We start from the raw sequence: 23,722 nt of genomic DNA, 5'->3' as shown, positions 1-23,722 counted from the left end.
GGCTAGAACATGCTTTCTTTGACAAAGAGTACGTCGTTGGGCAACACAAGGTCAGTCAGTTTTGGATCGATTTGAAGTACCCGCCCATCACTGAATCGGCGGTGTAGTCGCAATCGGTTCTCACTTCCGCGACTTGTGACACCGCCACCTTGTGCAAGCGCTTGCATGATGGTCATATCGCGTTCTATGCGGTAAGAGCCGGATCTCTGGGCCTCTCCATAGATGTAGAAAACTGGAGCGCGGTGGACATAGATGCTGTCCCCCCCTTGAAGCACGAGGTCGCTGGAGTGATTGGCGTCAATGAAAATCGAGGGGATATCGACTTGCTGCCGGAATGCCTTACCGTCGCGCAATCCAGTAACAATCGCTACGTCATCCCCACCGCCCAGAGTGCCACCAGCAGACGCCAATATGTCGCTCAAACGGGTATTGACCGTATCGAGAGAGAACCGTCCAGGACGAGCGACTAGTCCAAGGACCGATACTTGATTCCCACGAGCAAGCAAAAGCGTAATATTGACTTGAGGCTTTTGCAGGTACCCCCCCGCTTTCAGCGATTGCGCAATGACATTTTCAGCGCTCGCAAGAGAACGCCCCCCTACGTATAAAGCCCCGACCAGTGGGTAGGTGATCACTCCATTCTCAGAAACGCGCGTCTCGATTGTTAGGTCGGGGTTTTGGTATACCTGAATGCGGATTGAGTCCCCTGCGCTCAGGAGGTAGTCCACATACATCGGATGACCGGACATGGTCTCTGCGATAGGCGAGCCGTTTTCAGCCGTTGTGCTAGGACTGCTTGCATCGACAATCGATCGGGTGCCTGCAACGACACTTTCTTGGGCATGTGCAAGGCCCCCTCCGACCGCAAGAATCAGGGTGACTGCGCCAGGAACTAGCATGTGACTTAACTGGGGAAATTTGAAGAAGTTCATGTTGATATTCCCGGTTTGGATAGGTTCATTGATGGTTGGAGAAAAACTGTTTGTGGATGGGCAAGAAATCCACTCACTTCAATCCGGCCACCCCTTTTTCCTTGGCTTTTCCAGATATTCCAGCCGGAACTTGGCCTGATTCAATGGGTGTCGTCAGGGCAACTCTTCCAACATCAGGCAAACCAGAGTCGATATTTGCGAACTCACCCAAGTACTCGACTTTGGTCGTGCTTCGCTTGTCTTTCAAATTGCTTGCAACCGCGCTATTGATTCGCTGGTTCAACATGAACTGTGTAATTCGAGGTAGTGCCAAGGCTTCGGAAACGGGAGATGCCTCTGATGCCACTAACCGCATAAGCGTCAGTGTCATGGGGGTGTCGATCAATGTCGTTTGGCCGTCCTTTAGCTCTGAAATTTGAGCCAAGGACTCCAATGGAATTTGCTCTGCGGCACGCGTTGCTTCACCCCCTGTGAAAGCAATGTTGCGAGACTTCAGAAAAGTCGCTGCATCCTGAATGCTTTTCCCCGCTTTGGTGTATTCACGAAGCTCGTCAGCTAAACCACTTGTTTTCGAAGTGACAATTTCCTGAATATGAAAAATTTTGCGCTGAGAAAAAAGGTATGGGTGGTCAGCAAAATATTGTCTTGCTTCAGCTTCGGTTGGTCGCGGCAACGTACCGGCCAGTTGTTTGACCCACGCGGCTGCCAGGATTTCGCGCCGCGCCGATTCAATCTGCGTAACGACTTCGGGCGATCGATTCAGCTTGGCTTCAATCGCTTGATTTAATGCAAGTTGCTGGTCGATCAATTTCTCCAGTATCGATTTGCTGAATGCTGAAATTTCCTGCTTGCTTGCACCTTGTGTGTTGCGTCGGGATAAAGCGTCATTGATCTGGTGGACTGAGATCTCGTCATTTCCAACTTTGGCGGCAACTTGCGTGACAGCTTTTGGCGATTCCTTGTCCCCACATGCGGTGAGCATCAGGAGCGTAGTCGCAACTGAGGCGAGCATCCAATAACTAATGCCTCCAGAATGTGCTCGCGGTGAATGTGTTGGTAGCGAAATAGTCATGGTGTTGCTCATTCGTAATGCGGAGAATCGTGTTCAGTAAGAAATGTGGGCCGATATGGTGGCGGCGTTGGTAGCAACCACTGCGTAGAGATCGTTCGATTCGCGAGAGAGATGCTGCAAACCGGCGTTCAGAGACAAGTGCTTGTAAGGTTTCCATGCAAAGCCAAGTGCTGTGACCCTCAACTTATCGAGCCGATGCAATGCATTGCTCGAGTACCCCCCAAATGTTTGCTGAGCCCATGTGTGGTGCAAAGTGAGTGCAGTTTTGCTTCCGATTTGCCAAACCGGGCCGACAGTCACACGATCGGTCTCACTAAACAGAGGGCTGTCTAGGCCTGTAGCTGCCAACGTATGTGCCAGGTCTATCTGCAATGTCGACAGGCCTCCAAATGACCATGTGAGACTGCCACCGGCATTCCAGCCGTCGAACCCCTGCTTGCCCCCTGTGCTTGGGTGGTTTCGTGAATTTTCTGAATATGTCGTGTAGGCATCTGCGGTGCTTCCATCACTGATAACCCAGTGGAAGCGGATGTCACTGTCACGTTGTGTGAAGTCAGAGCGGACAGATGTCGAGGAAGAGGAAAAATCGCCATCTGTAGATATCTGCTTAAATGTTAAAGAGCTCCCGGTTCCGGACACATAACGGATACCTGCGTTTGCTGAACGAGTGTTCTGATCACTCGGGGCGCTTCGGGTGGTGGCGGTTCGCGCTTGCGCCACACCAGCTATCAATCTCCAAGGTCCATCCACTTGCCATGCGACGTCAAAGTGACTGTCATTGGTGAGTACGCTATTGGCCTGCCCTTGGAATGGGCTACTCACAAGGGTATCGAACGACTCTCGTCGAGACGCACCGAGTTCCCCTGTCCACCGCGGCGTTGCCACCCATTGCCACAGAAGGTTGTAATTGCTCGTAACTGCGTTGACGGTTTGGGTGCTCTCGAAACTGCGATTGACTAAGCTGCCATCAAGCATTAGGCGTTGCATACCCTGCTTGGTACGGACACTGAACCCCACTGTCGCGGTCTCCACGTGATGTGTATTGTTGCCTTCAGTGAGCAAGGCATCTGGAACATACGAAAGGTTGCTGCCATTTTGTACTGCGTAAGTTGCCGTGATTTCTGACTCTGGTAAATCCTGCGCCAGGCAAATGCTGCTCGTGCACAAGCCAATAGAAGTGACCAAGAGGCAGCGAATTGGTTGTGCTTGCATGCTTAATACGCCTTGTGGTCATTGAGGACCAAGCGAATAGTTTTGAGAATGATGGTTATGTCCAAAGCCAGGTTCCAGTGACGCAAGTAATCCAAGTCAAGGTCAATGCGCCCCTGCATCTTGTCGAGCGTGTCGGTTTCGCCGCGAAAGCCATTGACCTGTGCCCAGCCAGTGATGCCCGGCTTTACCTTGTGCCTAACCATGTAGCCTTTGATCAGCTTGCGATACACCTCGTTGTGTGCCACCGCATGTGGTCGTGGGCCCACGATGCTCATGCGGCCTTGCAATACATTGATGAACTGAGGTAGTTCGTCCAACGAAGTCCTGCGAAGAAAGGCTCCCAGCGGGGTCGTGCGGCTGTCATTCCTTGTGGCTTGTTCGATGGCGGCACCATCGTCGGTGGTGCGCATAGAGCGGAATTTGTAAACAAGAATTTCTTGGCCATCTAATCCGTAGCGACGCTGCTTGAAAATTGCCGCCCCAGGTGAGCTGCGCTTAACGGCTATGGCAATCCCAACCATTAGCGGTGAGATCAATAGCAATATCAGTAGCGAAAGAAGCACATCGCTCGCCCTCTTCACAAAGCCGTTGAAGCCAACGAATGGTGTTTCACAGACAGAGATGACGGACATGCCGCAAACTTCGTCTGCATGCCCCTGAATCAGATCCGTCACAAACATGTCGGGCAGGAAGTAAATTGATGCAGTTGTGTCTTTGAGACCATCGAGGATCTGCAAAATGCGTGGCTGCGATGCCATCGGAAGTGACAGGTAGATTTGTCCGATGCGCTGTCTTGCTACTAACGTGGCCAGATCACTCGGTGTCCCAATGACACGATGCGGTCCAACGGCATTGAGGCGTTCTGCACTTCGTTCGTCAACGAATCCAGCAAGCTCGATGCGAGAGTAGGGAGAGTTCTTGACGCAGGTGGCAAAGTCGCGTCCCTGCGAGTTCAATCCGACAATGATTGCCCGCTGCGCTGGGCCTTGCATGCGCACCACTGCCGGGGCTGAATTTCGCAGCGCGAACGCGGTTAGCAACTCAGAGAGTGGCGCAGCCCAACCCCATGTCCACAGTACATCCGAGGAAAACGCATGCAGGTAACCCGTGGCGTATCCAGTTAAGAGCAGCAACGAGAAAATCCACAACCATTGAAGCCCAATGTCACAAGCCAAACGGAGTGGCCTTGATTGGAGTCGCAATTGGCCAGGAAAACTGAGAGCAAAAACCAAAACGCAGAGGAGAAGTGTCGCCGCACTCAAATTGCCATCAAGAAGCACAGTTATCAAACACAGAGTTGTGATCAGAGCAAAAGGCGTAATGAGGCGCTCTATCGCCCCCAAAAGGCTGCCGGTTCCTGGCGTAAGCACACGAACATTCGTGCGCAATGTCGGCGAGTGTGCGGCGACAGTCTTAGTCATTCTGCGCAACCTCGGCAACTGCTTGTGCTCTATTACTGACGTTGAGCTTGCGGAACATTCGCTGGATGTGGTTCTTAACCGTATAAAGGCTGAGATCCAAAATGCAGCCTATTTCTGGATTGGTCTTTCCTAGGGCAATCCACTGCAAAATTTCGAGTTCGCGCTGGGTTAAACGTTCAACGCGCTTGTGTCGACCAGGTGTAAGCTTTTGGGGAATGTGCGCTGGGTACTTAACGGCGGGCAATGTGGCTACTTGACGCAGTGCGTTATCCAGGTGCGGCAACATTGACTGGATGGCAGAGCATTGGGCAGCATCAAATTTGTCTGCTGTATTAAACGCCAAGTAAAGACAAACTTCATTTCTGCGGAGATCTTGAACGGCATGCACAAGTACCGAGCGCATTTGACGTAGCGCGCAAGTCAGGTTGCAATCTAGACCATCGCTGTCTAGTAGGAATCCCCGGGTACCAGCGCTTAGGACAAAAGCCTGCCCACCGTTCTCTCCCCATTTCGCAAAACACCGCGTAACAAGGGGTGCCAGAGCCTTTGAGTTGACATGTTGGGAGCGAACACCCGCTAACGAGGAGATGATGTCATGTTGGAGATGACCACGATCAAAATCTCCCCACGCTGACACCATGATTTGATGCGGAAGATGACGTTGCACGTCGCCCTGAAGCCACTCGAATACATCCTGATGACTTCGCAACGATGCAGACTGTGCAATCACCCTATCAAAATGATCGTCTGAATTCTGACCAAGCGTGTTTTCAAATGCCTCTCTGACGACAGGCATTTCGAAGTTCACGCTGGATTGATACATGATGTATTTAGACGAGCGTTGCTGTCGTGAGAACGCCAGTCTCGGTGCTTTGAACCTTTTCAGTATGTCGATTGCGGCGACGGATTAGTCCGCCAATGAGACCAAGTCCAGCCATAAGCAGGACAATGGACTCCGGTTCTGGAACCGGTTGCGCCAGCATCGATACACTGTAATGACCGTCTTTCTGCGATACGCCGTGAAGTGACAGGGTGTAGTCACCAGTCTTCAACAGACCTTCGTATCCGATCCCATTGACTGTGAACCCTCCCAGGGAATTCACCCAAGGCGTCAGGTTTGCTACAAACGCATCAGGACCCGTAAGTTGACCACTTGCGAAAGTGATGACCTGGTCGATGGTTAGTGAGAGTTTGGATGCGATGGAGCTAAATGCGTTTGGCCCGCCAGAGATCGAGAAGGAGTATTGGTCGTTGATGGTCCCTGCAAAAAAGTCTGTCGATTGGCTGTACCCGGGATCGCCTAAGGCTGTGAGGTCGCCTACCGAGTAAGTAGCAGCATGTGCGGTGCCTGTGCCCGCCAGTGCTGTTGCAATGGCGAGTGAAACTAGGTTATTTCTCATGTGATGTTCCAGTTTGATGTGTCGAAGGTGCCGTTGCATCCTGACTGGAAGTACTCACGATTCACTAAATCGCAGTGCTGCTCGGCCAGGGGCAATTGCCAACCCATGGTAGGACTGACATACCCTGTAGCCTAGGGGGCGAGTGGCCTGCTTGTATGTCCTTTACCGTACAGACCGGGCAACTATTTCGCTTCAAAACTCTGAAGTTCCATCGACTTCAAAAGTAGAGAACGCAATGACCAAGGGAATGATTTTGGCGGCTGGACAGGGCACTCGTGTGCGCCCCTTGACACAGGATTTACCCAAGCCCATGGTGCCGATTTTGGGGAAACCGGTCATGGAGTACCTGATAGATCACCTAGCTTTGCACGGCGTCAACGAGATCATGGTCAACGTTGCCTGGCACCACCAGACAATCGAGAACTACTTTGGCGATGGCAGTCGGTGGGGGGTACAGATCGGCTACTCCTACGAAGGCCGCTGTGAGCACGGTGAGATTGTTCCTCACCCGATGGGGTCCGCTGGAGGTATGCGTCGCATTCAGGATTTTTCCAGGTTCTTCGATTCAACGACGCTGGTTCTTTGTGCGGATGCGCTCATTGATTTGGACATCACTGCGTCTATACAAGAGCACCGTGCCCAAGGAGCAATCACGAGTGTGATTGGCATGGAGGTTCCGCGGGAAGATGTGCAGTCCTATGGCGTGATTCTTGCCGACAACGATGGGCGAGTGCAATCGTTCCAGGAAAAACCAACTCCAGCATTAGCACGGTCCACAATCGCTAGCACGGGCATCTACATCTTTGAACCCGCAGCTCTGGATTTGATTCCTCCTGACACCGTCTATGACATCGGCTCACAGTTATTTGCTGAACTAGTCAAACGTGACTTGCCCTTTTTTGTGCAGCGTCGGAGTTTCAACTGGATAGACATTGGCCGTGTGAGCGACTACTGGCAGGTTCTGCAACGCGTTCTCGCGGGGACAGTCCCCAACATGCCCATGCCCGGTGTTGAGATACGACCTGGAGTCTGGGTCGGACTTAACGTCTCAGTGGCTTGGGATGATGTTGATGTCGAAGGGCCGGTCTACTTGGGTTCTGGGGTATGCATTGAGCCAGGGGTCAAGATCAAGGGCCCTGTCTGGGTAGGGCATGGATGCGTACTTAAATCTGGCTCCCGAATCACTAGAAGCGTTCTATTTGAATACACCCGGATCGCAGCAGATATGGATATCTATGAAATGATTGTGTCACGCCAGTACTGCGTTGATCGTCATGGCAACACTCTGTACAAAGGCGATGACGCGTCGATCCTGCGATGGGGTGATGCACGGGATAAGTCTGTATCAACGCCTCTGAAGGCAAAGGACCTGGTCACTGCCTGATTACCGCTTCGGTTCAGTGCCGGGACCTTTGAATCTATTCCTTGCTAGATGCGCCTAATAGGCGCGGTGGGTAGTTTCGTTCTTAGGCTGAACTGGTTTTTTTGTTCCAGCTTCGTGGCCACTGTCTGCTTTCTTGGTGCCAGCGGCTTCGCGACGGTCAAGGATAATGCGGCGATCTGCTTGATTGGCCTTTGGTGCCGTATGTTGTCCACTGCCACTGCCACTGGTATTCGATACTGCGGATGAAGTCATAGACGCTTTCGTTAAATTCCGATGTCTCGCGGATTTGCGAAGTGATCGGATCGTTACTTTGACATTCAAGATCCTGTGCGTCCGTGCGCTTTGACACCGAGAGTGAAATCTATCGGCTCTTCTGCCAGATTAAATTTGGGGTCGGGCGTCGGCTTTTCCTCATATGGCCAACGTTCGTCGGTCACCGATTTTTCATGGCGGCAGCAATCTCTTGCTTTGCATCACCCACCGCGGCACGAACTGCGCCAACCTTTTTTTGGGCACGGCCTCTTAGCTCCGTCTCGTTGTCTTTGACACTCTTTCCGATTACCTCCTTTGCCTTTCCCTTGACTTCTTCAGCACGTCCTTTGCTTTGATCTTTGTTGATACTCATGCTCACTCCTTTAGTTTGACTGGCTAGGTGCCGACACGTAGCGAATGCAACGTAGAGCAACACTAGCCTTGGATTCCGGGGCGGTCTGTGCGCGAGCAAACGGATGGCTAAAGCCGCAGAGATGAACGGTCGGCGCAGTGCTTAGATCTGCTTAGCTTGCTGAGGAGTACTCTTGTTTTCGACTTTGGATCGTGCTGTTGCGAACTTGGTACGCCGCAAACCCGCATGGATGCTAGGGCGCTGTTTTCGACTTTAATTGGTCAGAACAGCAGCGCCCTGCGGCCTTGGCCGCAGCCAATTGCGCGGCTTGCGGCGCAGGCTCATTTCGCGCAGCGAAGTGAAGGCCCGCAGGGCCGTGCCGTAGCCACAACCCAGAAACCTGGCCAAGAGCGTGACCGTCGAATGACGGGCACGCTCTGTTGACGCGAAGCGTCAGCCCGAAGGGCTCCGGGTTACTGGGTTTGGGGCGAAGCCCATATGCCGCAGGCATGTGGGCGTAGACCACAAACCACGTAATCTCGCCAAGAGTGTGACGGTCGAATGACGAGCGCGCCAGAGCCTATCGGGTGGGGTCGTAAAGCCAGCGCTTGTCGATGGTGCGGCTGGCGGCGGGCAGCAGCGGGTTGCCGATGCGCAGCACGCGCCGTTCCTTGAGGCGCAGCGTCGCTTCCACTGCGGAGAACTCGGTCTTGAACAGCCGGTCGAGCGTGCCATTGGCCTGGATGGCACGCATGCCTTGCTCCACGCGCCGGGCGCGCTGCTGGCCCGCGCTGTCGCGGCTGAACCAGAAATACACCGGCATCGGGTAATACAGCAGCAAGGACTCTTCGATCTGCATGTCCGGGTACTGGGGGCCGAAGCTGCGCATCTCGCCCAGCACCTCGACCGCGCCGCGGCTGAAGGCATCAAAGCGGCGGTAATTCAGCATGCCGAACAGCCCTTCGTAGGCATAGCCGGTAACCACCTTGAACCCGGCCTGGCGCAGGATCTGGGTGTCGGACCAGTCGGCCCCCTGGCCGATGCTGAACGCGCGCAGCTGCTGCAGCGTTCGCACCTGCGAGAAGGCGGCCTGGTCGTCCTTGCGGATCAGGAAGACGCGGTAACCCAGCAGGCCCTTGTCGATGGGCAGCCGCACCGGGAGCAGTTTCTGTTCCAGCTCCACGGTGGTGTCGAGCACCATGGTATTGAGCAGGCCCGTGGCATTGGACAGTTCGGCCACCTGGCGGGTCTCGTTCATGTACGGGGCTTCGCGCAGTTCATACGGCCCCCACTGCGCGGTGGTTGCGTCCAGCGCGGCGCGCAGCACGCGCCAGTGGTATTCGTAGCGGGTATCGCCTGCGGACTCCTTGGCATGGTGGATGAACACCATGGGCTCGGTCTCTCCTGCCTGGACCGGCGGCGCAAGGTTCAGCCACGCCAGTGTTGCGGCAGCTGCGCACACGCCAAGGCTGCGGCGAATGCGGTTAAACCAGGCGGGGACAAAGGGCATGGTGCGGTGCGGGGTGTCGGGCCATTCTAGGCCCGACCTGTGCGCACCGGCAAACGGGTGTTGCTTCTAGCCAAACCAGTCCGGGTGCAGCATGCGGGCGTTGGCCAGCGACTGGGTGGTGGTCTCGACCAGGTCCGGAACCGCATGCAGCTCCGTGCCATCGGAGGCGCCGGCCATGGTGGTCAGCCACAGGTGCCTGGCCCACAGGGCGCGTGCGCGGCGTTCGATGTCGATCTGCAGGTGCTCCAGCCCCCACTGCACCACCAGTTCCTTCTGGCCTTCCTTGCCGTAGGGCTGCAGGCCGTGCAGGTAGAGCGTGGCCAGGCACAGGGTGTACAGGCTGGAGTGGATATGCCCGCAGGCCAGATGCGGGCGCTCCAGGTTGTTGCGTGCGCACTGCAGGCCATGGATGGCATGGCTGAGCATGGTGACGGCACGGTGGTCATCAAAGCGCACGGGGCGCAGCTGCTTGCTCCAGGTCAGCACTTGCAACTCGCGGGTAGGCGGGCGCAGCAGGCCGACTTCGGGTTCGAGGTGTACGGTGGCGTCGATCATGTCTTTGGTATCGGCGGCGCGCAGCATGAACTGGAATGGGAAATGGCGGGGTTTTCCCGTGGTGTTCGGACTCCATTTTTGGCGCTTCGCGCCGGTGCCATGCAGGGCAACGTGTCTCCGTGACAGGGGGAGGCCGCCAGGGGCAGCTAGACTGCCGCTTTTATTCTCTCAACAATGGAGTAGCCATGAGCGAACTGGTCACGTACCAACTGGAAGACGGCATTGCCACCCTGACCCTGAACAACGGCAAGGTCAATGCCTTCTCGCATGCCCTGATCGATGCCTTCAACGCGGCCCTGGACCGCGCCGAGGCAGACAAGGCCATCGTCATCGTGACCGGCCAGCCGGGCATCCTGTCGGGCGGATATGACCTCAAGGTCATGACGGCAGGCCGCCAGCAGGCCATCGACCTGGTCAGCGCAGGGTCCACGCTGGCGCGGCGCATGCTGGCACACCCCCAGCCCATCATCGTGGCCTGCTCCGGCCATGCGGTGGCCAAGGGCGCCTTCGTATTGCTGTCGGCCGACTACCGCATCGGCGTCGAGGGCCCGTTCAGCATTGGCCTCAACGAAGTGCAGATCGGCATGACCATGCACAACGTGGGCATCCTGCTGGCGCAGGACCGGTTGACCAAGCCGGCCTTCCAGCGCAGCGTGGTCTGCGCCGAGATGTGCAACCCGCAGCAGGCCCTGGCAGCTGGGTTCCTGGACCAGGTGGTGGCTCCGGAGCAGCTCATGGCCACGGCCCTTGAGGTGGCACAGCGCTACAAGAAGCTGAACCCCGGCGCCCATGCCGCCACCAAGCGCAAGGTACGCCAGGCCCTGCTCGATGCGCTGGAGGCCGGCATCGCGGCGGACCGAGTCACGGGTCTGGGCAACTGAGCGGCAGGGGGCGTAGGGCAGATTGGGGCGCAAAGCCAGAAAAAGGCCTTGTTTCTGCCGCCAATTGACCGATAACCTTGATGAAGCGGACGGTTTTCCGTGGTGAAAGTCCCAAATTGCACCAATGTGGTGCAATTTGGGTGTCAGTGGGCCGTTTTTTGGTTTTTTCAAAAAAAATCAGAAATAGGCCTAAATAACCCGCTAAATCTGCCGTTAAGAAACGTACGTCAACCTACAGAAGTAACCGGAGGGGGCCGAAAGGCCCAAACCAAAATGCAACTGCCTTCCATTGATCGAAACCCTATCCAGCGCCCCGCCGGCGCGGAGGTGGTGTCGTCTGGGGCAAATAGGGTTTTGCCCGTTGCTCCGGTCAACCCATCTGTCGCCGTCTCCACGGCGCACCTGGAACCCACGCCGAGCGTGATCAACATGGTCAAGCCCCCGGCGCCGCCCGCCGATCCGAACGACCCGGTCTATACCAACCCGGTCGATCCGATGGTGCGCAGTGCCGAGGCCAGCAAGGTGGCCAAGGACTGGACCATCCACCACCCGGAACAGGCGCAGAAGAAGGAAGAAGTTCCGCCTCCGCCACCACTGTCCCAGGTGCTGATGGACCACCTGCGCACGGTGTGGACCGCCAGTGCCAGTGCGGTGCAGATCGAGCAGGTGAGCAACACCCTGACCGACCCCAAGCACGTGACTCCCTTGAGCCAGCCCGGCAACCTGGCCAAGCAGTCCACCGAGTTCAAGCCTTCGGAAATCACCAAGACCGAAAAGCTCTGAGCCTGCACCCTCGCAGCATCCATGAACGGCCCGACAGGGCCGTTTCTTTTGGCACCCGCGCCGCGTGGCAGATGCCCTACCATTGCCCCCATGCATACGACAGCCCTTGTCCTTTTTTCCGGCGGCCAGGACTCCGCCACCTGCCTGGCCCATGCCCTCTCACGCTACGAGCGCGTCGAAACCCTGGGTTTTGACTACGGCCAGCGCCACAGCGTCGAGCTGCAGGTGCGCCTGGAAGCGCTGGCGCAGTTCAAAGCCCGCTTTCCTGCGTGGGGTGCAAAGCTCGGTGAAGACCATGTACTGGACCTGGCGGTGCTGGGAAAGGTCAGTGACACCTCGCTCACGCGCGACATCGCCTACAAGATGGAAGCCAGCGGCCTGCCCAACACCTTCGTGCCGGGGCGCAACCTGCTGTTCCTGACCCTGGCCGCCGCGCTGGCCTACCGGCGTGGCCTGCAGGTGCTGGTCACGGGCGTGTGCGAAACCGATTTTTCGGGCTACCCCGACTGCCGCGACGACACCATGAAGGCGCTGCAGATCGCGCTGAACCTCGGCATGGAACAGCGCTACCTGATCGAAACCCCGCTCATGTGGATCGACAAGGCCCAGACCTGGCAACTGGCCCATGACCTGGGCGAGGCCGCACAGCCCGGCGGTGGACAGGCGTTGGTGGAGCTCATCCAGGAACACACCCACACCTGCTACCAGGGCGACCGCGTGCACCGCCACGACTGGGGCTATGGCTGCGGCAGCTGCCCGGCCTGCGAGCTGCGCGCGCGCGGCTATGCCGGGTTTGTGGAAAGCCGGAACAAGGCGGCCTGAGCGTCCGTGCCCGCGTTGGCGTTGGGCACGAGTTCCCAGCGCCGGTTGTGGAAGCGTGCCAGCGCGGGTCGGTGGGCGATGGACACCAGGCCACCACTTTGGGCCGTGACCAGGTCGCATAAGCGCTGATACACCACGGCTTCAGCCGCTTCGTCCAGCGCACTGGTGGCCTCGTCGGCAAACAGCCACTGCGGTTTCTTCAGCAAGGCGCGGGCAATGGACAGGCGTTGCTGCTCACCCCCCGAGAGCTTCTGCCCCCAGGCGTCAATGCGGTCCAGCTCGGATTTCAGCTGGGGCAGCAGGGCGTCATCGAGCGCCTGCTGCAGTTGTGCGTCGGAGTAGGTGCTGGCGGGCAGCGGGTAGGCCAGCGCTTCGCGCAGCGGCCCGTTGGGGAAGTAGGGGCGTTGCGGCAGGAACATCGCGTTGGCGGGCAGCGCCACCTGCCCCTGTGCAAACGGCCAGATGCCTGCCAGGCTGCGGAACAGCGAAGACTTGCCTGAGCCCGAAGGCCCCTGCAGCAGCACGCGCTCGCCGGGCTGCACCGCCAGCGTGGCCGGGGCCAGCAGTGGCTGGCCACCGGGCAGCTGCACCTGCAGGTCGGTAGCGTGCACTTCCGATTCGTCTGCTACTGAATTGCTAGCTGCCTGCGCAGTTTCCACGCGGGCCAGAGCCTGAAATGCTGCCTCAAAACTGGTCAGGCGCTCGGTGGTGGCGCGCCAGGTCGCCACCGAGGGGTAGTTGTCCACCAGCCAGCTCAGCGCACCCTGCACCTGGCCGAAAGTGCTGGAAATCTGCATCAACTCGCCAAGCTGGATGGCGTTCGAGAAGTAGCGCGGTGCTGCGATCAGAAAGGGAAATATCACCGATGCCTGGCCGAAGAAGTTGGTGAACCAGATGAGTTGCTTCTGGGCACGCAACAGCGCCAGAAAGTTTTCCAGTACCTTGCTGAAACGGTGGCTGGTCTGCTGCAGTACCACACCCTCACCGCGTTCCAGGGAAATGGCCTCGCTGTTCTCGCGCACCCGCACCATGTGGTGGCGGAAGTCCGCCTCTCGGCGCTCTTGCTCAAAGTTCAGCCCAATCTGTTTGCGGCCCACGTAGTGGGTGATGACGCTGCCGGCCAGGCAATACAGCACCGCCACCCAGACCATGAAGCCGGGAATGCTGAACTCCTTCCCGGCCAGATTGAAGCCAAAGCTGCCACTCAGGCCCCACAGGATGCCGACAAAGCTGGCCAGCGTGACCACCGAGTTGAGCAGGCCCATGGCGAGCGAGAGCGACTGGCTGATGAACCCGCTGATGTCCGCAGCAATCCGTTGGTCCGGGTTGTCGGGGTTGCCTTGGAGACCTTGCGCGTCCGGTTGCTTCACAAAGCGCATCAGCTCCAAGTGATAGAAGGCCTGGTTGCTGAGCCAGCGTTGCAGGTAGTGCGCCGTCATCCAGGCGCGCCAGCGAATTTCCAGCAGCTGCGTCAGGTAGAACTTGTAGACCGCGATGATTATGTAGCCGAACGCCAGGTAGCTGAAACGCCACAACTGCTCCCAAAAAACGACTTCGTCCTTCTGCTGCAGCGCGTCGTAGAACATGCGGTTCCAGTCGTTGAACAGCACCGCCATGTAGACCAGCGCCAGGTTCAGCGCCACGATGGCCGCCAGCATCGCGCGGGCCTTCCATTTTTCGTCGGAGCGGAAGTAGGGGGCGCTCAGGGCCCAGACTTGTTGTCGCAGGACATTGGTGGCGTGCAGGCGTTGGCGGATGGCGGTTGTCCAGGTCATGGTCTCGGTGGTGTTCTTGTTATTTGGGGTGGGTGGGGGATCGTAACGGCAGAGTGTTTCTGGCATGTTTCTGCGAGCGGGCGCTTGGGGCCTGAAGGTGCGCCCGGCCGGGCGCGGCGTGCCGGGTTTCGCCCCGGCGGGCGACATCCTTTTCTTGCTCGCCAAGAAAAGGATGCAAAAGAAGGCGACCCCGCTGTCTGCGTCCCTCCGCTGCGCTTCGGGCACCCTGCGGTGCTCGCAGCCGCTGGGGGTCGCGCAAACTCGCCCTGCGGGCTCAAACAGCGCGCGCCCCTTCACCCAGCGCCCGCTGCGCTCCTCGGCGCAGCCAGAGGGGGTTGGGGAGATTCACGCGCCATCGCTTCGCTCGGCGCGGGGGGCGTTGGATTTCTTAAGTCCTGCTTTGGGGCGAAAACTGACCTTCAAAAGCCTATCGCAGACAGTAGCATCCGCATCACGTCTATTGCTTCAATCCTTCTGAAGGCTACGGTGAACCTCATTCTTGAACGTACAGATCGAGTCAGTTTTTATACAGATATGCGTGTCGTATTCGATGCCGCCGGTCTTCGTGCATCTGCGTTTGATTGGTATCTCAGTGATGTTGAAACGAATTACTACGGTACCGATTTTCCTAACGATGACAGATGGATACCTGGAACTGAGCTGGAACGATTCCTGACTACGCACACAGTGCAATTCATATGGGCGGTTTTTAGCGCGTTCCCTGTGGGCTATCGCCGCGACATTACAGAAGCGCCATACGTCGATGACAATCCTCGCTATTGGCAGGGGGTCGAGGTATCGCCCCAGTTGAGCGACGCCCTTTTTGAAATTGTGTGTTGGGACAGCAGCGCTACTCTGCTCATTGGTCTGCCGGATGATGCGGTGAGGCGTTTCACCAGTGCCTATCCTGAAACTCGCGGTCTTGCCGCTGCCTCCCAAAATCGGCACATTTAGCGAGTTGAATCCCTGCGACCGGCCCAATCTGATAGTCGTCCGCTATTTAATTTATAGCTTCTTGCGCAATCAATACCAGGGCTACCACCTGACTTGGCACCAAATCGCGCCGAGCGAAGCGATGGCGCGCGTGGTATTCCCCGCCGTCATGCGGAGTCGAGTAGCGCAGGGTGGGGCGGATGAAGATGCGCGCGCTGTTTGAGGCGATAGCCGAGTTTGCGCGCCTCCCGCCCCAGCCGAGCAACGCAGTGAGCCCGAAGGGCCGACGCATCCGGCTCGCCATTTCTTTGCTTCGTTTGGTGCCTGCGTAACTTCGCTACGCGAAGTGAGCAAGCCCCGCGTGCAAAGCACGCCATTGGCGAGCAAAAGAAAACCCGCAAAGCGGGTTTCGCTAAATGAAGGCGGCCGCCGGGCCGAGACCCGGCCTGCAGCGCAGCAAACCGCAAAGCCCTTCGACAAGCTCAGGGCGAACGAAAAGCCCTCATGCATCAAGCCCGATGCATCACCCCATCCAACCTTGCATCCCAAACAAACCCCGGAAACAGCGCATCCAGTTGCGCAGAGCTAGACCCCTGCGTAGCCCGCAGCACCTGCGCAAACACCGCCCGGAAATCGTGGTGCACCGGCAGGTCGCGTCCCTCGTGCAAATTGCCCGACGCGAGACCTGACCACTGCCCGTGCCAGCGACCACCCTGCACGCGGTTGCCCAGCAGCCACAGGGCGTTGCCGTGGCCGTGGTCGCTGCCCCGGGTGCCGTTCTCGGCACTGGTGCGGCCGAACTCGCTCACCACCAGCACCACGTCGTCGCGGCGGTTGAATTCACGCCGAAGCACCACCAGGGCCTCGGCCAGCGCGCCCAGGTTGTTGGCCAGTGTGCCGGTCACCGCGCCCTGGTTGGCGTGGGTGTCCCAGCCACCGGCCGAGAGAAAGCCCAGGCGCAGTTGTGGGTTGGCACGCATGAGGGTGCCGAGGTGTTGGGCGTCCTGCGCCAGGCCTTTCACGCTGCCGGCACCGTTGTTGGCGGCCTGCATCACGGCGTCCATCCTGGCGTCCATGGAAGGAGCTTGGGTGAGCATGTCGGCGGTCTGGGTGCGGCTGGCGGCTCCGGCGCGGAAGGTTTGCGACAGCGCGTCGTCTCCGCTGTACAGGCGCATCACGGCGTCGCGGGTGCGGTTGTCACCCAGCGCCCCTTTGCGCGTGGCGGCTTCGCCCTTGGGTACTAGCTGCACGGCCTGCGGGCCGCCCAGGATCTGCGGGTTGGCCTCACCCACGCCGATGGCCTTGGCTTGGGTTTGTCCGCTCAGGGTGTTGAGCCAGCCGGGGCTGGCACTGCTGTTGCCGGGGATGCCGGTTTCCCAGTGGTGCTGGGCGTCGAAATGCGAGCGCGTGGCGTCGGGCGAGCCGGCGCAGGGAATGGCGGCGAGCAGGCCTTGCTGCCACAGCGGCAGCAAGGGAGCGAGTGCCGGGTGCAGGCCGAACTGCAAATCGAGCTGCAAGGCAGTGTTGGCACTGCCGTCCGGCGCGGGAATTGCAATGTTGGGGCGCATGCGGTAATAGTCCGCGTCGCCATGCGGTACCAGGGCCGAGAGGCCGTCGTAGGCGCCGCGCAGAAAGACCAGCACCAGGCGGCCCTGGCTGGCGTTGGTCTGTGCCAAGGCCCAGGGTGCAGCCCAGGCCAGGCTGCTGCCCAGCAGCCACTGCAGGTGCTGGCGGCGTGAAGCACAGAGGGTGTTGCGTTCAGTCATGGCGGTTCACTTCCACTGGAATTCGGGGCTGGCCAGAATGAGGCCGCTTTGCAGCGCGGGCGCTTCATGGGTGATGGTCTGCACTGTGCGCTCGGACAGGTAGGGCAGCAAGTAGCGCGTGTCGCTGTTGCGCGCAAGCAGCAGGGCGAAGTCGGCCCGGCGCGTCAGCGCTTCGGGCACACGCCAGGTGGCGGCGTCGAAGCGGTAGCCGTCGGGCGTTTGCCAGCCGTGCAGGGGCTGGCCGGCCTGGTTCAGGAAGTGGAAGGTGTGCAGCAACACCCGTGGGTCGCTTCCGGTCTGCGTGGCCGCCATGGCCGAACAGGTGAAGTCCAGCGGGGTCTTGAACAACTGGTTCTCGGGGGCCCAGAACTCGCTGGACTGCAGCAGGGTGCGCAGCACCTGGGCGATGTCGCCCTGGCTTTGCGTGAAGCTGCGTACCAGCTGCTGCACCAGTGCATCCGGTGGCGTGTCGCTGACGAAAAACTGGGCCAGGCGCAGGCACACGCGCTGCGCGGTGCTGGGGTGGCGCACCAGGGCGCGGATGGCATCTACCCCTTCCTGCTCGCCGTTGCCGGTGCCGCCATAGCGCTGGCCCAGCAGGGTCTTGGTGCCGTTGTCGTGCATGCGCGGGGCGAAGCGAAAGCCGCTGGCCTCCTGTGGGCCGATGGTCCAGCCGGTGAGGATGCGCGCCAGTTCGCGCACATCGGTCTGGGTGTAGCCGCCGTGTACGCCCAGGGTGTGCAGCTCCATGAGTTCCCGGGCGTAATTTTCGTTCAGGCCGCGGGTCTTGCCTTCGGGGCCGCGGCTGCCTTCGGCCACGCTCTGCCATTGGTCCAGGTAGTGCAGCATGGCGGGGTGGCGGGCAGTGGCAAACACCAGGTCCTCAAAGCGGCCCAGCGCATGGGTGCGGATGGCGTGGACGAGGTAGTGCCCAATGAAGGGGCGCACGGCGCCCTTGCCGACGTAGACGTTGAAGTGGTTGAACCAGAACTCCGTCATGCGCGCCAGCAGCGGCGGCTCCAGCGCGGGGTCACTGCTGCTGCGCAGGTGCCAGGCTGCGGTGCCCATGGCCATGGCGCGGCTGAACTGCGTGGGATCGTCCAGTGAGGGGCGGTCGATGCGTAGCGGTTGGTCGGGCTTGGTCGCCGCGTTCTCACGCCGGAACTTGGCCGACTCGCGCTCCTTGCGTGCGCCTTCAAAGAGGGCCGGCAAGGGTTGCAGGATGTGGGCATAGTCCGCCGGGATGGCGGGCGCCGTCTGGCTGGCAGTGCGGGCCACGTCCACCTGCTGCAGCGCCCAGCTGCGGGCGCCTTGCTGGCGTACGGTAGCCAGTAGTGCCGGTGTGGGGCCGTACCCCACGCGGGACACGGCGCGCCACACCTCGGGCGGGGTGCTTGCGCTGCTCTGGGCGCGCAGCGGTGGGACTGCGCCGAGTGCACCCAGGCCCAGGGTGGCCAGGACGCTGCGGCGGCGCAGTGCGGGGAGGGCTGGGGGTGGAGTGTGCATGGCGGTCCTTTGCGGTGTGCCCCGTTTGTAGCGCCCTGGGGTCCGCTTGACCAGCCTTTGCAAAGCGGCTTTACCGAGGGTTACGCCCGCATACCGGCGGTTTACCGAGGGCGCAGCGGAAGCTCAGGCTTCGTTGCGTACACCGCTGGCCACATGCCCGGCCGGTACATGGCGCGCGGCCGATTCGATGTGGCCGGTCTGGTCGTCGAAGAAGAAGTCGGGCTCGAACTCGCGCAGGAACTCGCCCTTGTCCAGGCCTCCCAGGAAGAAGGTCTCGTCCACGGCAATGCCCCAGTCCATCAGGGTGCGGATCACGCGCTCGTCGCTGGGGGCGCTGCGGGCCGTGACCAGGGCGGTGCGGATGCGCATGTCGGCCAACCCGGCCTGCTGCAGCTGGTGCAGTGCCGCCAGCAGGGGCTTGAACGGCCCGTCGGGCAGCGGCTGCGTCACCTTGTCGGCTTCGTGCTGCTGGAAGGCGCTCAGACCCCCCTGTGCGTAGACCTGCTCGGCTTCGTCGCTGAACAGCACGGCGTCGCCGTCGAAGGCGATGCGCACTTCGGAGGGGTGGCGGTCGCTGGCATGGGCACTGCGCGGGTACACCTGCGCAGCCGGCACACCGGCATCGAGCGCGGCGCGCACGTCGGCCAGGTGGGTGCTCAGGAACAGGTTGGCACGCAGCGGCGCCAGGTAGCGCCAGGGCGGCGTGCCGCGGGTGAAGGCGCAGCGCGTAATGGGCAGTCCGTAGTGCTTGGCCGACTTCATCACGCGCAGGCCGCTGAAGGGGTCGTTGCGCGAGAGCACGACCACCTCGACGCGCTGCTGCGTGGGGGTGTTGAAGGCGAGCAGTTTGCGTGCCAGCGAAAACGCCACGCCGGGCTTGGCCGGCACGTCCAGCCGCTCGCGCTGCAGCTGCATGTAGGCCTCGTCGTCGGCCTGCTCGAACAGTTCGTTTTCCTCTTCGAAGTCGAACAGCGCGCGGCTCGAAATGGCCACGACCAGCTTGTCATCGAGTGTTTGTGCCATAGGTTTAAAGTGATCTTGAGCGCCGACGGGCCGCCCCTAGGCGCGAGGGCCCCCTTGGGGCTGAGGGCTGCGGCTCCCAGCCTGCCTGCGCAGGGTGGGACAGCCCGAAGAGGCGTTGCCTCTGGCAATGACGCGGCCTGCAAGGCCAGCGACCCGCGCAGCGGTGGAGCGTGGGGGCTTCATTTCACCAGTTGATTCAGTTGGATGATGGGCAGCAGCACCGCCAGCACGATGAGCATGACCACCACGCCCATGCCGACGATCAGCAAGGGCTCCAGCAGGGTGGCGAGTTGCATGGCGCGGCGCTGCACATCGGCGCGCAGCTGGTTGGCGGCGCGGTCGAGCATCTGCGGCAGTTGGCCGGTCTGCTCGCCCAGGCGCGCGAACATGGCGATGAGCGCCGGAAAGCGCTGCTTGTGGGCCAGCGCGCTGGCCAGCGGCGCACCTTCTCGCACCAGCACCAGGGCCGCCAGGGCGTCTTCGCGCAGGGCCCGGTTGGACAGGGTTTCTGCGGCGGCCTGCAAGGCTTTCAGGATGGGCACGCCCGCGGCCGTGAGCATGGCCAGGGTGCTGGAAAAGCGTGCCGCGTTATAGCCGCGCATGAGGCGGCCCACCAGCGGTGTGCCCAGCAGCCAGGCATCGAACTGGATGCGAAATCGCTCGCTGGCCCAAGCAAAACGTGCGCCAACAGCTACCAAAACCATAGCGATCAGAATGATCCAGCCCTGGTTGCGCACGACGCTGCTGACGCCCAGCATGACCTGCGTGAGCAGCGGCAATGCCCGCTTGGAGCCCGCAAACACATTGGCCACCTGCGGCACCACATAGGCCAGCAGGAATATGACGATGAGCAGCGCTACGGCACTCACGATGGCGGGGTAGAGGGCGGCGCCGAGCAGCTTGGCGCGCAGGGCCTGCTGTTCCTCCAGCTCGTCGGCCAGGCGCTCCAGCACCAGGCCCAGTTGGCCGCTGTGCTCGCCCGCACTCACCACGCCCACGTCAATGGGCGGAAATTCCTTGGGGTGCTGGGCCATGGCCGCACCGAGTGCCACGCCGGCATTCACTTCGGAGCGGATGGCGGCCACCACATCGCGCTGGGCCGGTGTCTCGGCTTCGTCGGCCAGCGACGACAAGGCGCGCTCCAGCGGCAGGCCGGCGCTCACCAGGCCGGCCAGCTGGCGCGTCCAGACCGCGCGCTGGGCCGGGCTGAAGGCCCGCGTGCGGGAGCGGGTGGGTGTACCGGGTTCGGCTGCGACACCCAGTGCCTGCACCTTGAGCGGCACCAGCTGCTGGCCGCGCAGCAGGCCGCGCGCGGCCTTTGGGCTGTCGGCGTCGATGGTGCCGGTGCGGGACTGGCCCTGGGCGTCCAGGGCCTCGTAGGAAAAGGCGGGCATGGCGCGATGGTAGCGGCAGATGACGTACAAAAACGTGCACGGGGTTTACCCCAATAGCATGCGATTCGCGCTCAAAAATACAATTTCGCACATTAGCACGACCGTGCTATTGAAGACCGCTGACGGCTCCACCACAGTCCAGACAGCGCGTCGCGCCGCGACACCGCCCCCACCCAAGAGGTCGCATTCTTTTCCGATGGTTTGATTTTTCATTAACCCGGAGCCGCCCGACGTGACGGCAGCTCCACGGTGATCGGTACGGATGCGATGCGGGACGCTGCAGACCCCAAGGGGGCGCTGCGTGAAAGAGCCCGCCGAGGACGCATGCCCATCCGATGCCCTTTAGACAGGATACGGATATGAAGCTGAGTTTCATCAAGGCCATTGCTGCGCTGTGCGTGGCGGTCGTCATGGCACCCGTGCAGGCGGGCACCTACACCCAGACCAAGTACCCCATCGTGCTGGTGCATGGCTTGTTCGGTTTCGACAACATCGGGCCAGTGGAGTATTTCTACGGCATTCCCTCGGCCCTGCGTGCCGACGGTGCCAAGGTCTATACCGTGCAGGTGTCTGCGGCCAACAGCACCGAGGTGCGCGGCGAGCAGCTGCTGACCCAGGTGAAGCAGATCCTGGCCGCCACCGGCGCCTCCAAGGTCAACCTCATGGGCCACAGCCATGGCGGCCCCACCATCCGCTACGTGGCCTCGGTCCGGCCCGATCTGGTGGCCTCGGCCACGTCCATCGGCGGCGTGAACAAGGGCTCGGCAGTGGCTGACATCATTTTGGGCATTGCGCCTCCCGGCTCGCTGTCGCGTGCGGTCATTACGTCCGTGGCTGACGGCTTGGGCACGATCATCAGCTTCCTGTCTGGCGGTGGTTCCGGCTACCCGCAAAAGTCCATCGAAGCGGCCAAGTCCCTGTCCACCGCCGGCACTGCGGCCTTCAACAGTCGCCACCCCCAAGGCGTGCCCACCACGGCCTGCGGCGAAGGTGCCTACAGCGTGAATGGCGTGGCCTACTACTCCTGGAGCGGCGGCAAGACCTACACCAATGTGCTGGACATTGCCGACCCCGCGCTCGCATTGACCGGCCTGGCTTTTGGTGGTGCCAAGAACGACGGCCTGGTGGCCAGCTGCGCCACCAACCTGGGCCGCGTCATCCGCAACGACTACGCCCTGAACCACCTGGACGAAGTGAACCAGACCGTGGGCCTGACCAACCTGTTCGAAACCAGCCCGGTGACCCTGTTCCGCCAGCAGGCCAATCGCCTCAAGAACGCGGGGCTGTGAAGCTCGAAGCACTTTGGAGCCAGGCGACGGCCACCCAGCGATGGGGCGCGGTCGCCTTCTTTCTGGGTGTGGGGCTGGTGGCGTGGTGGCAGTGGCCGTCGCCATCGTCCGCTGAATCCGAGGTGGTGCTGCGCCCCGGCGCAGACGGCGCCTTGGTGCGTTCGCACGAGGGCACGGTGCCGGACGGTGACCTGCGCCTGTGGGGCCAGGGCAAGACCCTGTCGGCGCTGGGCGGGGGCTTGCCCTATGCCGAACTGCGGCGCATGTTCGACTACTTCCTCAGCGGGCTGGGCGAACAGGGGCTGGCTGCCATCGTGGCGCGTATCGACCAGGAAATCCAGGCCCAGCTGCCGCAAACGCAGGCGGGTGCTGCCAAGGTCTTGCTGCGCAAGTACCTGGCCTACAAGGAAGCGCTGGTGGCCCTGGACAAGGCACCGGCTGCGCAGGGGCAGGGGGTGGAGGCGATCCGCCAGCGTTTCGAGGGCATGCTGGCGCTGCGGCCCCGATTCTTCACGCCGGTTGAGAACGAGGCCATGTTCGGCTTCGACGATGCCTACGACCGCGATGCCATCGCGCGGCTCGAAGTTCACCAGAATCCGACCTTGAGCGAAGCCCAGAAGCGCGAGCGGCTGGCGGTGCTCGACGCCGCCATGCCAGCGGCCGTGAAGGCCGAGCGCGAGGCGCCGCGCCAGATCATCAACCTGGAAAACCAGGTGGCTGCGCTGCGCGCCCAAGGCGGCACCGATGCGCAGGTATTTGCCCTGCGCGCCAAGGCGCTCAACCCCGAAGCAGCGCAGCGGCTGGCGGTAGTGGACCGTGAGGAACGTGAATGGCAGACCCGCATTGCCGACTACCAACGTGAACGCCAGCGGGTGCTGCAGGCCAATGCCAACAGCAGCAGCGGCGAGCGGGACGCCGCACTGGCGCAGCTGCAGCAGTCGCGCTTCAGCCCGGCCGAGATACCGCGGCTGGCGGCCTACGAAAACTAGCTTGAACGGGAGTCAACGCGGCGTGTGCTGGCGGGCCCAGCGCACGATGTCCGCTGCCCCCATGGCACCGGGTTGGCGTGCTACCTCCCGACCGCCGACGAACAGCGCCAGTGTGGGGATGCTGCGGATATTGAACTGGCTACCGATCTCGGGGTGCGCCTCGGTGTCGAGCTTGACCAGTTGGTAATGCGGCTCCAACTGCTGGGCTGCCTGCGCAAAGTGCGGCGCCATCATGCGGCAGGGCCCGCACCAGGGCGCCCAGAAATCCACCAGCACCGGCAGGTGGCTGTTGCGCACATGGCGCGCAAAGCCTTCAGCATCCAGCGCAATGGGCGCGCCCGTGAACAGCGGCTGCTTGCAGCTGCCGCAGGTCGGCGCGCTGCCCAGGTGTTGCACCTGGACGCGGTTGGTGGTGTGGCAGTGCGGGCAGACGATGTGGGGGGCGGTGGAATTCATACCCTGGCAGGTATG

23 protein-coding genes are annotated in these 23,722 nt (G+C 60.8%); 7 read left to right on the top strand and 16 right to left on the bottom strand.

Annotated features, from left to right (window positions below; translation table 11 throughout):
• Nucleotides 1-2: 2 nt before the first annotated feature.
• The 6 genes from epsE to RQP54_RS17050 form a co-directional block, all read right to left on the bottom strand.
• Nucleotides 3-932 (bottom strand): polysaccharide export protein EpsE, encoded by a 930-nt coding sequence (gene epsE, locus RQP54_RS17075; RefSeq protein ID WP_315679637.1) that lies wholly within the window; start codon nucleotides 930-932, stop codon nucleotides 3-5.
• A gap of 73 nt (nucleotides 933-1,005) precedes the next feature.
• On the bottom strand, nucleotides 1,006-2,016 hold the full coding sequence (locus RQP54_RS17070; protein WP_315679636.1) for an EpsD family peptidyl-prolyl cis-trans isomerase: 1,011 nt from the start codon (nucleotides 2,014-2,016) through the stop codon (nucleotides 1,006-1,008).
• 21 nt (nucleotides 2,017-2,037) lie between these two features.
• Nucleotides 2,038-3,216 carry a hypothetical protein gene (locus tag RQP54_RS17065; RefSeq protein ID WP_315679635.1) on the bottom strand — a complete coding sequence of 393 codons (1,179 nt, stop codon included), beginning with the start codon at nucleotides 3,214-3,216 and terminating at the stop codon, nucleotides 2,038-2,040.
• 2 nt (nucleotides 3,217-3,218) lie between these two features.
• Nucleotides 3,219-4,637: an undecaprenyl-phosphate glucose phosphotransferase gene (locus RQP54_RS17060; RefSeq protein ID WP_315679634.1), complete on the bottom strand. Its 1,419-nt coding sequence runs from the start codon at nucleotides 4,635-4,637 to the stop codon at nucleotides 3,219-3,221.
• The gene (epsA, locus tag RQP54_RS17055; RefSeq protein ID WP_315679633.1) at nucleotides 4,630-5,460 is read right to left on the bottom strand and encodes an XrtB/PEP-CTERM-associated transcriptional regulator EpsA; all 831 of its coding nucleotides are present in this window, start codon (nucleotides 5,458-5,460) and stop codon (nucleotides 4,630-4,632) included. The genes RQP54_RS17060 and epsA overlap by 8 nt, the downstream gene beginning before the upstream one ends.
• 7 nt (nucleotides 5,461-5,467) lie before the next feature.
• Complete coding sequence (locus RQP54_RS17050) at nucleotides 5,468-6,037, bottom strand: FxDxF family PEP-CTERM protein (protein ID WP_315679632.1); 570 nt, start codon at nucleotides 6,035-6,037, stop codon at nucleotides 5,468-5,470.
• 235 nt (nucleotides 6,038-6,272) lie between these two features.
• Between RQP54_RS17050 and RQP54_RS17045 the strand changes: the two genes are divergently transcribed.
• Nucleotides 6,273-7,421 carry an NDP-sugar synthase gene (locus RQP54_RS17045; protein WP_315679631.1) on the top strand — a complete coding sequence of 383 codons (1,149 nt, stop codon included), beginning with the start codon at nucleotides 6,273-6,275 and terminating at the stop codon, nucleotides 7,419-7,421.
• A 54-nt stretch (nucleotides 7,422-7,475) separates the two neighbouring features.
• On the opposite strand, the gene RQP54_RS17040 is transcribed toward RQP54_RS17045, so the two are convergent.
• The 4 genes from RQP54_RS17040 to RQP54_RS17025 form a co-directional block, all read right to left on the bottom strand.
• Complete coding sequence (locus tag RQP54_RS17040; RefSeq protein ID WP_315679630.1) at nucleotides 7,476-7,673, bottom strand: hypothetical protein; 198 nt, start codon at nucleotides 7,671-7,673, stop codon at nucleotides 7,476-7,478.
• A 181-nt stretch (nucleotides 7,674-7,854) separates the two neighbouring features.
• Entirely contained in the window at nucleotides 7,855-8,046 is a 192-nt protein-coding gene (locus RQP54_RS17035; RefSeq protein WP_315679629.1) for a CsbD family protein, read from the bottom strand.
• 559 nt (nucleotides 8,047-8,605) lie between these two features.
• The gene (locus RQP54_RS17030) at nucleotides 8,606-9,535 is read right to left on the bottom strand and encodes a hypothetical protein (RefSeq protein WP_315679628.1); all 930 of its coding nucleotides are present in this window, start codon (nucleotides 9,533-9,535) and stop codon (nucleotides 8,606-8,608) included.
• 66 nt (nucleotides 9,536-9,601) lie between these two features.
• A complete protein-coding gene (locus RQP54_RS17025; protein ID WP_315679627.1) occupies nucleotides 9,602-10,117 on the bottom strand; it encodes a hypothetical protein in 516 nt (171 codons plus the stop codon).
• 158 nt (nucleotides 10,118-10,275) lie between these two features.
• Between RQP54_RS17025 and RQP54_RS17020 the strand changes: the two genes are divergently transcribed.
• From RQP54_RS17020 to queC, 3 genes are all read left to right on the top strand, one after another.
• Nucleotides 10,276-10,971 (top strand): crotonase/enoyl-CoA hydratase family protein, encoded by a 696-nt coding sequence (locus RQP54_RS17020; RefSeq protein ID WP_315679626.1) that lies wholly within the window; start codon nucleotides 10,276-10,278, stop codon nucleotides 10,969-10,971.
• Nucleotides 10,972-11,325: 354 nt separating this feature from the next.
• A complete protein-coding gene (locus RQP54_RS17015) occupies nucleotides 11,326-11,754 on the top strand; it encodes a hypothetical protein (protein ID WP_315679625.1) in 429 nt (142 codons plus the stop codon).
• A gap of 90 nt (nucleotides 11,755-11,844) precedes the next feature.
• Complete coding sequence (gene queC / locus RQP54_RS17010) at nucleotides 11,845-12,576, top strand: 7-cyano-7-deazaguanine synthase QueC (protein ID WP_315679624.1); 732 nt, start codon at nucleotides 11,845-11,847, stop codon at nucleotides 12,574-12,576.
• Here the strand turns inward: queC and RQP54_RS17005 are convergent.
• Complete coding sequence (locus RQP54_RS17005; RefSeq protein ID WP_315679623.1) at nucleotides 12,537-14,351, bottom strand: ABC transporter ATP-binding protein/permease; 1,815 nt, start codon at nucleotides 14,349-14,351, stop codon at nucleotides 12,537-12,539. The two genes, queC and RQP54_RS17005, sit on opposite strands and share 40 nt — an antisense overlap.
• A 486-nt stretch (nucleotides 14,352-14,837) precedes the next feature.
• On the opposite strand from RQP54_RS17005, the gene RQP54_RS17000 reads away from it, so the two are divergent.
• The gene (locus tag RQP54_RS17000) at nucleotides 14,838-15,305 is read left to right on the top strand and encodes a hypothetical protein (RefSeq protein ID WP_315679622.1); all 468 of its coding nucleotides are present in this window, start codon (nucleotides 14,838-14,840) and stop codon (nucleotides 15,303-15,305) included.
• A 488-nt stretch (nucleotides 15,306-15,793) separates the two neighbouring features.
• On the opposite strand, the gene RQP54_RS16995 is transcribed toward RQP54_RS17000, so the two are convergent.
• The 4 genes from RQP54_RS16995 to gspF all read right to left on the bottom strand — a co-directional run bounded on the left by RQP54_RS16995 (nucleotide 15,794) and on the right by gspF (nucleotide 20,973).
• Complete coding sequence (locus RQP54_RS16995; RefSeq protein ID WP_315679621.1) at nucleotides 15,794-17,050, bottom strand: DUF1501 domain-containing protein; 1,257 nt, start codon at nucleotides 17,048-17,050, stop codon at nucleotides 15,794-15,796.
• 6 nt (nucleotides 17,051-17,056) lie between these two features.
• Nucleotides 17,057-18,556: a DUF1800 domain-containing protein gene (locus RQP54_RS16990; RefSeq protein WP_315679620.1), complete on the bottom strand. Its 1,500-nt coding sequence runs from the start codon at nucleotides 18,554-18,556 to the stop codon at nucleotides 17,057-17,059.
• A gap of 123 nt (nucleotides 18,557-18,679) precedes the next feature.
• Nucleotides 18,680-19,579 (bottom strand): 5'-nucleotidase, encoded by a 900-nt coding sequence (locus RQP54_RS16985; RefSeq protein WP_315679619.1) that lies wholly within the window; start codon nucleotides 19,577-19,579, stop codon nucleotides 18,680-18,682.
• Nucleotides 19,580-19,758: 179 nt separating this feature from the next.
• Nucleotides 19,759-20,973 (bottom strand): type II secretion system inner membrane protein GspF, encoded by a 1,215-nt coding sequence (gspF, locus tag RQP54_RS16980; RefSeq protein ID WP_315679618.1) that lies wholly within the window; start codon nucleotides 20,971-20,973, stop codon nucleotides 19,759-19,761.
• Nucleotides 20,974-21,332: 359 nt separating this feature from the next.
• Here gspF and RQP54_RS16975 point away from each other — a divergent pair, with 359 nt between their 5' ends.
• Entirely contained in the window at nucleotides 21,333-22,262 is a 930-nt protein-coding gene (locus RQP54_RS16975) for a triacylglycerol lipase (RefSeq protein ID WP_315679617.1), read from the top strand.
• Nucleotides 22,259-23,251, top strand: a complete 993-nt coding sequence (locus RQP54_RS16970; RefSeq protein WP_315679616.1) for a lipase secretion chaperone — start codon at nucleotides 22,259-22,261, stop codon at nucleotides 23,249-23,251. Before RQP54_RS16975 ends, RQP54_RS16970 begins: the two co-directional genes overlap by 4 nt.
• Before the next feature lie 12 nt (nucleotides 23,252-23,263).
• On the opposite strand, the gene trxC is transcribed toward RQP54_RS16970, so the two are convergent.
• Nucleotides 23,264-23,707, bottom strand: coding sequence for a thioredoxin TrxC (gene trxC, locus RQP54_RS16965; RefSeq protein ID WP_315679615.1), 444 nt, complete (start codon nucleotides 23,705-23,707; stop codon nucleotides 23,264-23,266).
• Between the last annotated feature and the right edge of the window lie 15 nt (nucleotides 23,708-23,722).

This window comes from Curvibacter sp. APW13, assembly GCF_032337135.1.
GTDB lineage: Bacteria > Pseudomonadota > Gammaproteobacteria > Burkholderiales > Burkholderiaceae_C > Allorhodoferax.
Note: the sequence above shows the minus strand (reverse complement) of the source record. Positions and strands in the feature narration are given on the sequence as shown.

Excerpts from the sequence above, each read along its gene's own strand:
- epsE (WP_315679637.1), bottom strand. The coding sequence starts at position 932 with ATGAACTTCTTCAAATTTCCCCAGTTAAGTCACATGCTAGTTCCTGGC.
- RQP54_RS17070 (WP_315679636.1), bottom strand. The coding sequence starts at position 2,016 with ATGAGCAACACCATGACTATTTCGCTACCAACACATTCACCGCGAGCA.
- RQP54_RS17065 (WP_315679635.1), bottom strand. The coding sequence starts at position 3,216 with ATGCAAGCACAACCAATTCGCTGCCTCTTGGTCACTTCTATTGGCTTG.
- RQP54_RS17060 (WP_315679634.1), bottom strand. The coding sequence starts at position 4,637 with ATGACTAAGACTGTCGCCGCACACTCGCCGACATTGCGCACGAATGTT.
- epsA (WP_315679633.1), bottom strand. The coding sequence starts at position 5,460 with ATGTATCAATCCAGCGTGAACTTCGAAATGCCTGTCGTCAGAGAGGCA.
- RQP54_RS17050 (WP_315679632.1), bottom strand. The coding sequence starts at position 6,037 with ATGAGAAATAACCTAGTTTCACTCGCCATTGCAACAGCACTGGCGGGC.
- RQP54_RS17045 (WP_315679631.1), top strand. The coding sequence starts at position 6,273 with ATGACCAAGGGAATGATTTTGGCGGCTGGACAGGGCACTCGTGTGCGC.
- RQP54_RS17040 (WP_315679630.1), bottom strand. The coding sequence starts at position 7,673 with ATGACTTCATCCGCAGTATCGAATACCAGTGGCAGTGGCAGTGGACAA.
- RQP54_RS17035 (WP_315679629.1), bottom strand. The coding sequence starts at position 8,046 with ATGAGTATCAACAAAGATCAAAGCAAAGGACGTGCTGAAGAAGTCAAG.
- RQP54_RS17030 (WP_315679628.1), bottom strand. The coding sequence starts at position 9,535 with ATGCCCTTTGTCCCCGCCTGGTTTAACCGCATTCGCCGCAGCCTTGGC.
- RQP54_RS17025 (WP_315679627.1), bottom strand. The coding sequence starts at position 10,117 with ATGCTGCGCGCCGCCGATACCAAAGACATGATCGACGCCACCGTACAC.
- RQP54_RS17020 (WP_315679626.1), top strand. The coding sequence starts at position 10,276 with ATGAGCGAACTGGTCACGTACCAACTGGAAGACGGCATTGCCACCCTG.
- queC (WP_315679624.1), top strand. The coding sequence starts at position 11,845 with ATGCATACGACAGCCCTTGTCCTTTTTTCCGGCGGCCAGGACTCCGCC.
- RQP54_RS17005 (WP_315679623.1), bottom strand. The coding sequence starts at position 14,351 with ATGACCTGGACAACCGCCATCCGCCAACGCCTGCACGCCACCAATGTC.
- RQP54_RS16995 (WP_315679621.1), bottom strand. The coding sequence starts at position 17,050 with ATGACTGAACGCAACACCCTCTGTGCTTCACGCCGCCAGCACCTGCAG.
- RQP54_RS16990 (WP_315679620.1), bottom strand. The coding sequence starts at position 18,556 with ATGCACACTCCACCCCCAGCCCTCCCCGCACTGCGCCGCCGCAGCGTC.
- RQP54_RS16985 (WP_315679619.1), bottom strand. The coding sequence starts at position 19,579 with ATGGCACAAACACTCGATGACAAGCTGGTCGTGGCCATTTCGAGCCGC.
- gspF (WP_315679618.1), bottom strand. The coding sequence starts at position 20,973 with ATGCCCGCCTTTTCCTACGAGGCCCTGGACGCCCAGGGCCAGTCCCGC.
- RQP54_RS16975 (WP_315679617.1), top strand. The coding sequence starts at position 21,333 with ATGAAGCTGAGTTTCATCAAGGCCATTGCTGCGCTGTGCGTGGCGGTC.
- trxC (WP_315679615.1), bottom strand. The coding sequence starts at position 23,707 with ATGAATTCCACCGCCCCCCACATCGTCTGCCCGCACTGCCACACCACC.